Consider the following 13,838-nt stretch of genomic DNA (forward strand, 5'->3'; position numbering starts at 1 on the left):
CGCTCACCACCGGGCCGCCAAGCGCCCGCCGACCTGCATGCGGTCGATCCGCCCGGTGTCCGGGTCCCGGTGGAAGCGGCCGGTGTAGCCGGTCCGCTCGGTGGTCAGCTCGACGACCGAGAACGCCAGGTCCGACCGGACGGCGAGCCGGGCGAACGGTCGGCCTCCCTGGTCGAGCCGCAGGCCGTCCGGGTCATGGACCAGGCGGTACTCGGTGGCGCCGTTGCGGTAGGTCCCCGCGCAGTCGGCGAGGAGGTGGTCGGGGGCCGGCGGCGCGTCGCCGCGCAGCCGGGTGAACGGGTGACTGCCGACCTCGATCCCGGGCCCGCCCAGTTCGGCCAGCAGGTCGTCCCAGAGCGCGAGCCCGGTGCCCGCGTTGGTGGTCAGCGCGACGACCGTGCCCTCCTGCGGGTCGACCCGCAGGTGGCAGGAGGTGCCGTCGCCGGTGCCGTCGTGACCGACCCAGGTCCGGCCGTCCGGGGCCAGGTAGTGCGCGAGGCCGAGGCCCCAAGCGTCGGCCAGGCCGAACGCGTCGGTGTTCGGCTCGATCCGGCGCATCGTCTCGGTGACCCGGGGCGGCGGCAGCAGCGGCCCTCGCGGGCGCACCGGTTCGTCCGCGAGCAGGGTGCCGAACCGCAGCAGGTCCGCGGCGGCGAGCGCGAGCGCGCCGGCCGGCGCCTCCACCGGCGGCAGCAGCTGGGCCACCGGGCGGGCGGTACCGTACGCCGGCTGCGCGGCGTGCCCGGGGACGTGCCCGGCGGCGGCGCCCGAGCCGGTGACGAAGGCCGCGCGGATGCCGAGCGGACGCAGCAGGACCGAGGTGACGGCCTCCTCCCACGGCATGCCGAGGGCCAGTTCGGCGACCCGGCCGGCCGCCACCAGCCCGACGTTGGAGTAGGAGAAGGCCGTGCCCGGCGGGCAGACCACGGCCGCCGCGGCCTCCCTGAGGTACTGGTCGCGGTCGGCCGGCGGCTGCTCGGCGGGGTGGCTCCCGGGCAGTCCGCCGGTGTGGGTGAGCAGGTGCCGCAGCGTCAGTTCGCTGCCGAGCGACCCGGGCAGCGCCGCGAACTCGCGGAACCGCCCGCCGAGCGGGGCGTCCGGGTCCACCTCGCCCTCGTCCGCCAGGGTCGTCAGCAGCGCGGCGGTGAACGGCTTGGTGAGCGAGCCGACCGGGAACCGGGACTCCGCGGTGACCGGCCGGCCGCTGTCGTAGCACTCCTCCCCGGCCGTCACGACCGAGGTCACGCCCCGGTGCAGGAGGGCGAGTTGGGCTCCGGGGACGGTGTGCCGGCGGATCAGTCGGTGCAGCAGCCGGCCGAGCCCGCCGGCGCTGGCCGGGTCGACGCTCCTGGTGGGGGGTGCCGAGGTGGTCGTCATGGTGTCGGGGTCACTCCAGCTCGAAGACGACGGAGGCGGCGGGCGACTCGATCCGCTGCTCGCCGGCCAGCTTCCAACCGGTCTCCTCGAAGACCCCGTACCACTCGTCCAGGGTGGGCACGTACACCCCCATCAGGTCGTGGGCGGACTCGAAGCCGAGGTTGAACAGCGGGATCCCGCGGTCCGGGTAGCCGACCGTGCGGGTGGTGTCGCCCAGCAGGAAGCGGCGCACGTTGGGGAACCGCTCGCGCAGGGTGCGCATCGACTTGACGGCGTTCTCGCGGGGCCAGAAGTCGTGGCCCATCATGAAGCAGGTGAGCAGCTCGACCTCCGCGAAGACGGGATGCGGGGCCAGGTCGCGAGCGTCCGCCTGGAGAGCGGTGATGCGGTCGGACAGGCCGGCCCTGGCCACCTCACGGGTGGTCATCTCGACGGCCGGGAGGCCGATGTCGAGGCCGAGGCCGCGGGTGCCCGGGTAGCGGTTGGCGATCTGGATGAGCCGCTCGCCGCTGCCGCAGCCGAGGTCGGCGGCGACCTTGAAGTCGAACGGCAGCCGGTCCATCGCGGCCCAGAACGCCGGGTCGAACGAGAACGAGGACAGCTCGCGGCAGGCGTAGCCGATGGCCGCGCCGTCCCGGTGGTAGAAGGAGCCGACCCGGTTCTCTTTTCGGAGCACCGAGGGCATTTCGGTGTAAAGACCGGAGCAGCCCCGGCTGAGCCAGTGGAAGTACGACCGGTAGGTGTTCACCTCGTCGAAGATCGGGCCGGGGCTGATCGTGCCGCCATCACGGGTGACGACTCCGACCGAGGCGAGCGCCTGGAACATCCCGCGGGACGCGACCGGGTCCAGCCCGAGCTTTTCCGCCAGTTCCTCCGCATCCAGAGAGGCGGCGCCGTTCAGCTCGTCGAGCGCGCCCACCTCCCAGGCTGCGGCAATTGCCCAGGATGCCACCGCCGAGTTGTAGATGTCGGCCGATGTCAGTTTTGCTCCGGGTATCGCCACTTCAGTGATCGACATGGATGCCTCCTGTTCGGTTTCCGGCAGGTGACATCAGTTTCGACCGGAACCAACAGCAGGCTCCAGCTCCTTAAGCAGGGCACGATAACCGCAGGTCAGCGCGATTTACCGGTCCGCCGCAGGCATTCGACGAAGCGAAGTCGAAGGGTCCGTTTTCCGATTTAAGGCCTGGCTTAACGAGCTTGTCAGCACGCCGAACCGCTTCCCAGCATGAGCGGTGCCAGTGCCGGCCCCACACCAGTTCAGGGAGAGACGAATGGGAAACCCGTTCGAGAATGCCGACGGCACCTTCCGGGTTTTGGTCAACCAGGCGAACCAGCACAGCCTCTGGCCGGATTTCCTCGACGTTCCAGACGGTTGGTCGTCGACGTACGGACCGGACTCCAGGGAGGACTGTCTGCATTACATCGAGAGCAACTGGAACGATCTCCGCCCACGCTCCACCGCGTCCTGACCGGAAACCCCCAGGGCGCACCGACGCGAAAGAAAGGAAAGCGGTGTCCACGCTGCGGTTGCACGATGAAGAGCGCGACGAGATCGCGGTTCTCGCCGATGAATTCCTGGAGTCCCTGAACGGCGACCAGGACCCCTCGCGGATGTCCGCGGCTGCCACCGGCGCCGCCCAGCGGCTGCCGGAGCGGCTGCGGACCTTCCTCGCCGCGACCCGCACCGGCGGGGAGGCCATCACCGTGGTCTCCAACCTTCCGGTCCGGGCCGACCTGGAGCCCACCCCGCTCGGCTGGGAACCGGCCGCCAAGCTCGGCGCGGGCTGGCACGAGGAAGGCGTGCTGGCCCTGGTCGGCGCCGGGCTCGCCGAGCCGTTCGGCTGGACCAGCCAGCAGGCCGGCCGGCTGGTCCACGACGTCTGCCCCACCCCCGAGGACGACAACTCGTTGACCAGCGCCAGCAGCACCAGGGAACTCAACTTCCACACCGAGGACGTCTTCCACCCCTGCCGCAGCGACTACGTGGCCCTGCTGTGCCTGCGCAACCCCACCCAGGTGGGCACCACCTACGTCCGCGCCGAGGCGCTCGACCTGCCCCAGGACGTCCGCGAGGTGCTGTTCCAGGAGCGCTTCCTGTTCCTCCCGGACGACTCCCACAACCTCGGCTCGCTGCCCGACAGCGCCGGCGACGGCTCGCAGCTCGGCGCCGTGCTGTTCGGCCCCCCGAACGCCCCCTACCTGCGCTTCGACATCGACTTCATGCGCCCGCTGCCCGGCGACGACGCGGCCGCCGCAGCCGTGGAGACCGTCCAGGCCGTCCTCGGCGAGCACGTGGAACGGATCTCGCTCGCCCCCGGCGACCTGGTCTTCGTCGACAACTTCCGGGTGGTGCACGGCCGGGAGTCCTTCCGCTGCCGCTTCGACGGCACCGACCGCTGGCTCAAGCGGGTCAATCTCACCCGCGACGCCCGGCGAATCAGCGCCGTCACCGGAAAGCGGACCGTACTGATCTGAGGTCGGATCCGACGGCCCGCGACAACCGCTTCCGAACACCCCTTCCCCGCCCGCCCGGCACGGCCTTCACCGGCCCGTGCCGGGCGGGCGCTCTTTCCCCGGGGAATTCGTATAGTGAACCCCCGGTCCACCCCCGTCCGTTCATCCGTGCCGCCCCGGCCGAAAGAACGAGAGCGCGTCCTCGGCCAAAGGAACGAGACGCCCCGCCGATCTCTCCCGAAAGGCGGATGTCGCCGCCCCGGCCCCGCCGGGAGCATGACGGGTATGAAAATGTCGACCGCCAAGCTGGCCTGGGTGGCCCCGATCTCCGCACTGGCCATCGCACTCACGGGCTGCGGTGTGAGCGACGACCTGGACGCCCAACCCCGCAACGATTCCAAGGACTTCGGCTTCCAGGGCACGCACCTCACCGTGGACACCGACAAGGATGTGACCCTGGTGCCCGCCGACGGCACCACCCTCAGGGCCGACCGCAGGCTCGCCGGCCAGGCCGCGAAGGACGGCAACGCCGCCTGGACGCTGGAGGGCGAGACCCTCAAGCTGTCCGGCAAGTGCAGCGGCATCGTCCTCAACTGCAAGGCCCAGTACACCGTGCACGTCCCCAAGGGCGTGGCCGTGACCGTCCAGGGCAGCGGATCGGCCGGCATCACCGCCAAGGGCATCGACGGCAAGCTCGACGTGAAGACCGAGCAGGGCTCGGTGGACCTCGACGGCCTCGCCGCGCCGCTCACCGTCCGCACCGACAAGGGCAAGGTCGACGCGAGCGGCCTCTCCTCCGCCGACGTGGACGTCGCCAACGAGAACGGCAGCGTGAAGCTGACCTTCGTCAAGGCGCCCGACAAGGTCAAGGCCGAGTCCGACACCGGCAGCATCACCGTGCGGGTCCCCGAGGACGGCACCCGCTACCACGTCGAGGCCAAGGCCGGCTCGTCCAACCCCCACGTGGAGGTCGGCGAGGACCCGAACTCCGCCCACGCCATCACCGTCGCCTCCAAGGTCGGTGTCGTCCGCGTCAACACGAAGGACTGAGCGATGGAACTCCAGATCACCGATCTGACCAAGGAGTACCGCGGCGGCAAGCGCGCGGTGGACTCCTTCTCGCTGACCCTGCGCCCCGGTGTGCTCGGCCTGCTCGGCTCCAACGGCGCCGGCAAGTCCAGCCTGATGCGAATCCTGGCCACCGTCACCAAGCCGACCTCCGGCCGGGTGTTCTGGAACGGCACCGACATCGCCGAGAACCCCGGCCCGCTGCGCCGCACCATCGGCTACCTGCCACAGGACTTCGGCGTCTACCCGCAGCTGACCGCCCGCGAGTTCCTCTCCTACCTGGCCTCGGCCAAGGGGCTGCAGGGCCGTTCCGCGAACGCCCGGATCACCGAGCTGCTCGACCTGGTCAACCTCTCCGGAGCCGCCAAGCAGCGGCTCGGTTCGATGTCCGGAGGCATGCGCCAGCGGGTCGGCATCGCCCAGGCGCTGCTCAACGCCCCCCAGCTGCTGATCGTCGACGAGCCGACCGTCGGCCTCGACCCGGAGGAGCGGATGCGGTTCAGCAACCTGCTCACCGGCCTCGGCTCCGAGCGGATCGTGATCCTCTCCACCCACATCGTCTCCGACGTGGCGGCCACCGCCGACCGGATCGCCATCATGGGCAAGGGCCGGCTGATCCACCACGGCACCCCGGAGGAGCTCCTGCGGCTCGCCGAGGGCTCGGTCTGGGAGCTCACCGTGGCCTCCGACCAGATCCCGGCCCTGCGCTCGCGGTTCGTCCTCGGCGGCACCACCCGCACCCCGCAGGGCGTTCGCGCCCGGGTGATCTCCCCGCACGCGCCCGCCCAGCACGCCGAGCCGGTCCCGCCGGGGCTCGACGACGCCTACCTGCTGCTGACCTCCGCCCCGGCTCCGGCCGTCCCGCAGGCGGTGGTGCGCTGATGGCGGGCACCGTCACCGCGCTCGCCCTCGCCGACTTCCGGGAGCGCCGACGCCGTCCCGCCTACCTGGTGGTCCTGCTCGGCACGCTCGCCCTGGGCCTGCTGGCCGCCCCGGTCGGCTCCTCGACCTGGCAGGTCTTCCAGATCAGCGGCTACCGGGGCCTGTACACCAGCGGCTACGTCGGCACCGTCACCGCGCTCGGCGGCGCTGTCTGGTTGGCGCTGGCCGGCTTCAACATCACCCGCGGCACCGTCCCCAAGGACGAGCGCAACGGCGTCGGCCAGATCCTCGCGGCCACGCCGATGACCCGCCCCTCGTACCTGTTCGGCAAGTTCTGCAGCAACCTGCTGGTGCTCGGCTCGATGCTGCTCGCCCTCGCGGTGACCGCGTTCGGCGTGCAGCTGGTCAAGGGCGAGTCGTACCACGTCGACGTCGTGCGCCTGCTGCTGCCCTTCGTCCTGATCACGCTCCCGCTGCTGGCCCTCGTCGCGGCCTGCGCGGTGCTCTTCGACACCCTGCCGGGCCTGCGCGGCGGCGTCGGCGCGCTGATCTGGTTCGTGGTCTGGCTGGTCGGCATCATGGCCTCCCAGGCCTCCGGCGCGTACGACCTGCTGAGCATGGAACGGATCAGCGAGTCGATGCGCCGGGCGATCTCGGCGGCCGGGCACCCGGCCGAGGCGGTGCGCTTCGGCGTCGGCCTCACCTCCGACGACAAGACCCCGGTCACCTTCGACTGGCAGGGCCTCGGTCTCGGCGATCTGGGCGGCGGCCTGCTGGCCAACGCCGCGCTGCTGGTGGCCGGTTCGCTGGTGGCCGCGCTGCTGTCGGTGCTCTGGTTCCGCCGCTTCGACCCGTCCGCCGCCATCGGCGCGGTCGGCGCGCTGGTCACGGGCGCCAAGGGCGCGGCCGACCGGACCGGTGCCGAGCACGCCGACCACGCCGACCACGCCGACCACGCCGAGGAGCCGGCCGCCGGCGCGGGCACCTCCTTCGGCCTCGACCCGTCCCTGTTGACGCCGCCCCGGATGGGCTCGTCCTTCCTGCCCACACTGGTCGGCGAGGTGCGCGTCCTGCTCCAGGGCATGCGCTGGTGGTGGCTGGGCACGCTGGCCCTGGCCGTGCTCGCCGCGTTCGTCCCGAGCGGGAACGTCCTCCACCCGGTGCTGCCGCTCACCGTGCTCTGGCCGGTGCTCATCTGGTCCCGGATGGGCAACCACGCCGGCGCCGGGAGCATCGACGACCTGCTCGCCGCCTGCCCGGCCGCAGGCCGCCGGCTGCTGGCAGGACTGCTCGCCGGGATCGCCGTGGCGCTGGCCGTCACCGCGGTGCCGATCGTCCGGCTGATCGCCTCCGGCGACACCGGCGCGGCGGTCGCCGCCCTGGTCGGCGCCCTGGTGGTGCCCGCCCTGGCGATGCTCTGCGGGATCGTCAGCCGCGGTCCCCGGCTGTTCCAGGCGCTCTACCCGCTGCTCTGGTACGCGATGTTCAACCGCATCCCCGAGGTCGACTTCCTCGGCGTGGCGGAGGGCAAGGGCCCGGGCACGGCCGCGGTGGCCGCCGCCGCGGTGCTACTGGCCGCCCTGGCTCTCGGCGTGGACTCCGTACGGCGCGCCAACCGCTGAACCACCGCCCTCCGGGACAGGCCCGGCCAGCCCCGGTCCCAGGCCCGAGCGGCGCCCGGCACCCCCGTCCGGGCGCCGCTCCGACCGTCCCCGTCCAGCCGAGGCACCGACCGCCCGACCTACCCGCTCCCCCGCGACCTTCCGGCCTCCCGTTCCCTGATCGACCGTCCGACTCCACCGACCCGAAAGGCCGGCCCGTGCGGCTCCCCAGCCTCCGAGACCTCCTCGCCCAACCGGCCCCGGACCAGGCGTCCCCGGCGACGCCGGTGTCCACCCTGCCGCGCGCCGCCCGGGCCGCCCTGGCGGTCGGGTTCGGCGTGCTGTGGCTGCTGGACCTGGCCATGAGTCTGGACACCGCCGGACCACTGCTGCCGCTCGCCGGGCTGGTCCCGGCCGCCCTGGTGCTGTTCGGCCCGCGAGGCCGGCCCGAGCTGCGCGCCGGGGCGGCCGCGCTCTGGTCGCTGGTCTGGTCCGCCGTGGGCTTCGTCCGCGGCACCGAGCAGGACTCCCCCGGGCTGATGGAGCTGCTCGCGCTCAGCCTCCTGCTGATCACCACCGCCCGGCACATCCGCGCCCGCGCCGCCGTCCTCGGCACCTGCGCCGCCCTGGTGATCGCCCTGCTGGGGCTGGCCGCACGGGTGTCCCGCAGCGCCTCCGGGACGGTGCTGACCGTCGTGCTGCTGGCCATCGTCGCCGGCGTCGCGATCGCCCTCGGCTGCTACCTGCGCGCGGCCGACACCCGCCGGCTCCGGGCCGTGGAACAGGTTCGCCGCGACGAACTGATCGACCTCGCCAACGACCTCAACGACTTCGTCGCCCACCACGTCACCGGCATCATCGTGCTGGCTCAGGCCGGCCGGGCGATCTGGCAGACCGCGCCGCAGGAAGTCGTCCCGATCTTCGACGACATCGAGCAGGCCGGCAGCGAATCCCTGGAGTCGATGCGGCAGTTGGTCGCCATGCTGCGGGAGGGCACCGACCTGGCCGCCGCCTCGCCGCTCTCGGGGCAGGGCATCGCGCACATACCCGTCATGGTGGAGTCCTTCCGCCGGGGCGGCGCCTCGGTGGACCTGCAACTGGACGAGGCCGCGCTCACCGCCCGGCTCGCCCCCGAGATCGCCACCACCGCGCACCGGGTGATCACCGAGGGCCTGAGCAACGTGCGCCGGCACGCCCCGGACGCCACCGGGGTCACCGTACGGATAGGCCTCGGCCCGTCCACCCTGGAGGCCACCGTACGCAGCGGACCGCCGCGCGGGGGAACGGCCCGCAAGGGTCTGCGTGTCCCCCACCTCGGACAGCAGGACCTCGGCCTCCTCGGGCTCCAGGAGCGCGTCCGGGCGGTCGGAGGAACGCTCACCGAGCGCCCGGACGATGCGGGAGGATGGGAGCTGACGGCCCTGCTCCCCGTGAGGAACACGGACCCCAGCACTCGGAGGATGCCGGCATGACCATCAAGGTGCTCATCGCGGACGACCAGGACATGGTCCGCACCGGCTTCCGGCTGATCCTCGACAGCCAGCCCGACATCGAGGTGCTCGGCGAGGCCGCCGACGGCGCCACCTGCGTCGAACTCGCCCGCCGGCTGAGGCCCGACGTCTGCCTGGTCGACATCAGCATGCCCCGGCTGAACGGCCTGCAGGTCACCCGGCTGCTGGCCGGCCCCGGGGTGAGCGACCCGCTGCGGGTGGTCGTGGTCACCACCTTCGACCTGGACGAGTACGTCTACGGCGCGCTGCGCGGCGGCGCCCAGGGCTTCCTGCTCAAGGACAGCGGATCGACCCTGCTGATCGAGGCGGTCCGCGCGGTCGCCGCCGGCGACGCGATGGTCTCCCCCGCCGTCACCGTGCGGCTGCTCAAGCGGCTCTCCGCCGCCGGGCCCGGGGCGGCCCAGGCCGCCGCGACGACGCTCTCCCCGACCGTCCTGACCGACCGGGAACTGGACGTGGCACGGCTGGTCGCCCGCGGCCGCACCAACCAGGAGATCGGCGAGACGCTGGCCATCTCCCTCTCCACCGTCAAGTCCCATCTGGCCAGCGTCCAGACGAAGTTGAAGGTTCGCAACCGGGTCGAGATCGCCGCCTGGGCCTGGGAGGGCGGCACCATGCAGCGGGGTGAGGGATAGGGACGACACCCAGGTAGAACACCCTCTGTTCGCCGCACCTCCACCGCCCCCACCCTTCCTGTCACCGAGTGCGACCCCCTGGCCCGATCCTGCGGATCTCCCGAACGGGGGATACCCCGGCACGCCGGGGAACGGCGATGATTGCCCCCAGTCGAATGAGGGGGAACTTCGGCCGAACGTCCGCGTGGCCGAGTTCTCTTCGGGGGAAGGGGAACACGTTCGTGAGCCGCATCGTCTTTTCCATGGAGGACCTCGTCCGCGTCCGGGTCGCCGGACCACCGACAGCCGAGGCCGAGGCGGCGTTCGCCTTGGACAACTGGTCGAAGAACTCGGGTGGTTACTTCCGAAGATGGCATCAGACAGTCACCAACAGCGTACGGAGCCGAGAAGAGCTCCAGCGTCTGATACACCGCTTCGACCTTTCCGGACGGACCATCTGGGATCTGCTCGGCGCTCCGCCACCGCAGGTGGACGATCCGTCCGACCCGTTACCGCGGCTTCCGGAACGAACCACCGGTGAGGACCTCCCCTCCGGCCCGGACGGCCTGGTCCAGGAGTTCGGCACGATCGCCGTCCTCCCGTACTGGCAGGCCATCCACGCCCGGCTGGTCCGCGACACCGACGCCTACCGGCAGATCATGAGCGCCTCCGGAGTTGAGACGCTGCTCCAGGCCCTGCACCCGCGCGTCCACTGGCGGGCACCGGTTCTGGAGGTCGAGGACGACCGGGACGAGACCATCGAGCTCAGCGGCCGCGGCCTGCTCATCACGCCGTCGCTGTTCCTGACCGCGCCCGCCGTGGTCCCGCCGCACGCCACCGTGGTCAAGGCCGAACCGGCCCCGGCCCTGGTCTTCCCGATACGCCCGGACTCCCGCGGGGACGCCGTGCTCGGCACCCGTGAGGCCGAGCGGCCGCTCGACCCCGCCCAGGGCGAGGCCCTCGCCAGCCTCGTCGGCAGGACCCGGGCCGCCCTGCTGGAGGCCCTGCTCAACGGCAGCACCAACGGCGAACTCGCCGACCGCGTCGGCGTCTCCAACGCCGCCGTCAGCCAGCACACCTCGGTCCTGCGGGCGGCCGGCCTGATCGCCACCCGTCGCACCCGCAACCTCGTCCTGCACACCGTGACTCCCCTGGGCCGTTCCCTGCTGAACGGCGGCACCCGTCTCCTGGCCCACCCCCCGGGCACGGCGCCGCACCGGAACGCGCCCCACGGCCGGTCCGTCCTGGCCGGCCGGTAGCCCTCGGCCCACCGCCGGGTCCGCGGCCCCACCGCGGCCCCGGCCCCGCGTTCGCCAGACGTTTTCGGGCCTCTCTTAATCGCCTGTCCCCGGCAGCGGCCACGCGGCGAAGATGACAGCGTTCCCGATCCCCGACACCACCGCACAGACGAGGTGAAGCCGCCGTGACGAGATCGCGTACGGACCTTGAAGTGTCCTTCCTCGAAGAGAGCGGGACGGTGCAGCCCGTCGCCACCGTTCCCGACCGGACGGAGCGCGGCGAGTGGCTGCTCGCCCACCGCCCCGAACTACGCCGGCTGACCCTGCGCCACGGCTCGCTGAGGCTCATCGGCGCCGCGGTGGCCTCCACCGACGAGCTGGCCGGCGTGGCCGCCGTCCTCGGCGGCGGCGCCCTGGAGTACACCGAGCGCTCCACCCCGCGCTCGCGGGTCGCCGGCAGCGTCTACACCTCCACCGAGTACCCGGCCGACCAGCGCATCCCCCAGCACAACGAGAGCTCCTACTCCTCGCGCTGGCCGGACCACCTCTTCTTCCTCGCCACCCGCACCCCGAGCACCGGCGGCCAGACCCCGGTCGCGGACAGCCGCACCGTCCTCACCGAGCTCCCGGCCGAGCTGGTCGAGAAGTTCTCCGCCCTCGGCGTGCGCTACACCCGTGCCTACCACGACGGCATCGGCCTCTCCTGGCAGGAGGCCTTCCAGACCGAGGACCGCGGGCACATCGAGGCCTACTGCCGCGACAACGGCATCGCCTGGGAGTGGGAGGGCGACCTGCTGCGCACCAGCCAGGTCCGCCCGGCGCTCACCCGGCACCCGGTGACCGGCGAGACCGTCTGGTTCAACCAGGCCCACCTCTTCCACATCGGCTCACTGCCCGCGAAGACCACCGAGGCCCTCCTCGCCGTCTTCCCCGAGCAGAACCTGCCGCGCAACGCCTACTTCGGCGACGGCAGCCCCATCGACGCCGACACCCTGGCCGAGATCCACGCCGCCTTCGACCGCACCACCCTCGCCCCCGACTGGACACAGGGCGACGTCATGGTCGTCGACAACATCCTCGCCAGCCACGGCCGAGCCCCCTACAAGGGCGACCGCACCGTCCTGGTCACCATGACCTCCGCCACCTGGGCCGACTGGCCCGCCCCCTGATCCCCGCCCCACGCCACCCCACGCACGCAAAAGCCCCAGGTCACGGCGAGTGAGTCCTGGGGCTTCTACAGAGCCGCCTGCGGGATTCGAACCCGCGACCTACGCATTACGAGCCCGAGAGTGATCATGCTGGCTGCTGTCGGCATCGATCACTTGGTGATGAACCCGCAGGTCAGAACGTTGCGCCGTGCTCCACGATCCCACCCGAACCACCACGTGCCACCCCGTCCGCTCACGCATCGCTCACGCAGGAATTCAGCCTCACCATGTCCGCGATCACGCTCGGTCGGAGCGTGGGTGCTCGTCATCGTCTACGGGTCGCTGCTGCCTGCCGTACCGGACTCCCGAAACGTCAGTGTCCTCCTCCATAATCGGGGCACCGTCTTCAACGAAGGACCTCATCCCTGTGACGATCACCCAGCAAGAGCTCGAAGGCCGGCTGTGGGATGCCGCGAACGCGCTCCGCGGCCCCGTCGACCCGGCTGACTTCAAGACCTACGTCTTCCCGATGCTGTTCTGGAAGTGGATCAGCGACACTTGGGTCCACGAGCACGACGCGGCGTTCGATGAGTACGGCGACGACCTCGACGATGAGATCGAGGCCGACTTCCATCGGTTCGAGCTGCCCAAGGGCACGCTGTGGAGCGAGGTCACCGAGAAGGTCACCAACCTCGGTGCGGAGATCGCGAAGGCCTTCCAGCGAATCGAAATGGCCAACCCTCGCTCGCTCGCCGGCGTCTTCGGCGACGCCTCGTGGGGCAACAAGGAGCGCCTGCCGGAGTCGGCTCTGCTGGGGCTCATCCGAGCGTTTAACAAGATCAGGCTCGACCCGTCGACGGTCTCGCATGACCTGCTCGGCGCGGGCTACGAGTACTTGCTGAAGAACTTCGCCGACGAGTCGGGCAAGAAGGCCGGCGAGTTCTTCACGCCCCGTGAGGTCGTGAACCTGCTCGTCGGGATCCTCCAGCCTCAGCCGGGCGAGTCCGTCTACGACCCGTCCTGCGGCTCCGGGGGGATGCTTGTCGCGACGATTAACCAGCTGCGCGAGTCCGGCAAGGACCACCGCACGCTCAGGGCGTACGGCCAGGAGATCAACCTGACGACGGCCTCGATCGCCCGGATGAACCTGTTCCTGCACGAGATCGAGGACTTCGACATCAAGCGCGGGGACACCCTCCGCGCGCCGGCGTTCAAGGACACTACTGGTGCGCTCCGCCAGTTTGACGCCGTCATCGCTAACCCGCCATTCTCGCTGGTCGATTGGGGAGCGGACCGTTGGACATCGGACCCGCGGGCCCTCTGCGGTGTACCGCCGGCGAAGAACGGTGACTACGCCTTCGTCCAGCACATGGTCTCGTCGATGAAGCCTGGATCTGGCCGCGTCGGCGTGGTCATGCCCCACGGCGTGCTGTTCCGCGGAGGAGCGGAGGCAAAGATCCGTCAGGGCCTCGTCGAGAAGGACCTTCTGGAAGCCGTCATCGGTCTGCCGCCCAAGCTTTTTTACTCGACTGACATCCCAGCATGCCTGCTGATCTTTCGCGACCAGAAGCTGGCCGGACGCAAGGAGCACGTACTTTTCATCGATGGGTCGGCCCGGTTCGAAAATGGCAAGAAGCAGAACCGGATGTCTGAGAGGGACGTCAGAATCCTCATCGAGGCGTACCAGGCGGTCAATAAACCCGACGGGAAGGACGGAGCAAACGTCCGGCTCGTTCCATTCGAGGAGATCGAGCAGAACGGCTTCGACCTCAATATCGGCCGCTACATCAAGGTCGCTGCCGAAGAGACTGCCGATCTAGGCACTGCGCTCATCGAGTACGCCGATGCTCGACAGAAGCGCATCGAGGCCGAAGCTTTCATGTTTCAGCGACTAGCTGCCGCAGACATCGACCTGAGCATGTTCGGGGCGTCCGATGAGTGA

The 13,838-nt window shown here is 71.0% G+C and carries 12 protein-coding genes; 10 read left to right on the top strand and 2 right to left on the bottom strand.

What is annotated here, in order from left to right; genetic code table 11:
- Positions 1 to 3 precede the first annotated feature (3 nt).
- Together ACIO9K_RS04180 and ACIO9K_RS04185 are read right to left on the bottom strand one after the other, a co-directional pair.
- Complete coding sequence (locus ACIO9K_RS04180; RefSeq protein ID WP_400326931.1) at positions 4 to 1,377, bottom strand: serine hydrolase domain-containing protein; 1,374 nt, start codon at positions 1,375 to 1,377, stop codon at positions 4 to 6.
- 10 nt (positions 1,378 to 1,387) lie between these two features.
- Positions 1,388 to 2,395: a class I SAM-dependent methyltransferase gene (locus tag ACIO9K_RS04185; RefSeq protein ID WP_363623121.1), complete on the bottom strand. Its 1,008-nt coding sequence runs from the start codon at positions 2,393 to 2,395 to the stop codon at positions 1,388 to 1,390.
- Between the two features lie 256 nt (positions 2,396 to 2,651).
- Here ACIO9K_RS04185 and ACIO9K_RS04190 point away from each other — a divergent pair, with 256 nt between their 5' ends.
- From ACIO9K_RS04190 to ACIO9K_RS04235, 10 genes are all read left to right on the top strand, one after another.
- Positions 2,652 to 2,849 (top strand): MbtH family protein, encoded by a 198-nt coding sequence (locus tag ACIO9K_RS04190; RefSeq protein WP_363623119.1) that lies wholly within the window; start codon positions 2,652 to 2,654, stop codon positions 2,847 to 2,849.
- A 43-nt stretch (positions 2,850 to 2,892) separates the two neighbouring features.
- A complete protein-coding gene (locus ACIO9K_RS04195; protein WP_363623117.1) occupies positions 2,893 to 3,855 on the top strand; it encodes a TauD/TfdA family dioxygenase in 963 nt (320 codons plus the stop codon).
- A 264-nt stretch (positions 3,856 to 4,119) separates the two neighbouring features.
- Positions 4,120 to 4,884 (top strand): DUF4097 family beta strand repeat-containing protein, encoded by a 765-nt coding sequence (locus tag ACIO9K_RS04200; RefSeq protein ID WP_400326935.1) that lies wholly within the window; start codon positions 4,120 to 4,122, stop codon positions 4,882 to 4,884.
- 3 nt (positions 4,885 to 4,887) lie between these two features.
- Positions 4,888 to 5,784 carry an ABC transporter ATP-binding protein gene (locus ACIO9K_RS04205; RefSeq protein ID WP_400326938.1) on the top strand — a complete coding sequence of 299 codons (897 nt, stop codon included), beginning with the start codon at positions 4,888 to 4,890 and terminating at the stop codon, positions 5,782 to 5,784.
- Complete coding sequence (locus tag ACIO9K_RS04210) at positions 5,784 to 7,406, top strand: ABC transporter permease (RefSeq protein WP_400326941.1); 1,623 nt, start codon at positions 5,784 to 5,786, stop codon at positions 7,404 to 7,406. The genes ACIO9K_RS04205 and ACIO9K_RS04210 overlap by 1 nt, the downstream gene beginning before the upstream one ends.
- Before the next feature lie 197 nt (positions 7,407 to 7,603).
- On the top strand, positions 7,604 to 8,857 hold the full coding sequence (locus ACIO9K_RS04215; RefSeq protein ID WP_400326944.1) for a sensor histidine kinase: 1,254 nt from the start codon (positions 7,604 to 7,606) through the stop codon (positions 8,855 to 8,857).
- Positions 8,854 to 9,531 carry a response regulator transcription factor gene (locus ACIO9K_RS04220; protein WP_363623107.1) on the top strand — a complete coding sequence of 226 codons (678 nt, stop codon included), beginning with the start codon at positions 8,854 to 8,856 and terminating at the stop codon, positions 9,529 to 9,531. The genes ACIO9K_RS04215 and ACIO9K_RS04220 overlap by 4 nt, the downstream gene beginning before the upstream one ends.
- 467 nt (positions 9,532 to 9,998) lie before the next feature.
- Entirely contained in the window at positions 9,999 to 10,769 is a 771-nt protein-coding gene (locus ACIO9K_RS04225) for an ArsR/SmtB family transcription factor (protein ID WP_400326948.1), read from the top strand.
- A gap of 191 nt (positions 10,770 to 10,960) precedes the next feature.
- On the top strand, positions 10,961 to 11,917 hold the full coding sequence (locus tag ACIO9K_RS04230) for a TauD/TfdA family dioxygenase (protein ID WP_400326951.1): 957 nt from the start codon (positions 10,961 to 10,963) through the stop codon (positions 11,915 to 11,917).
- A gap of 406 nt (positions 11,918 to 12,323) precedes the next feature.
- Positions 12,324 to 13,838 (top strand): N-6 DNA methylase, encoded by a 1,515-nt coding sequence (locus tag ACIO9K_RS04235; RefSeq protein WP_400326954.1) that lies wholly within the window; start codon positions 12,324 to 12,326, stop codon positions 13,836 to 13,838.

The organism is Kitasatospora sp. NPDC087271 (assembly GCF_044744605.1).
In the GTDB taxonomy this organism is placed as follows: domain Bacteria; phylum Actinomycetota; class Actinomycetes; order Streptomycetales; family Streptomycetaceae; genus Kitasatospora.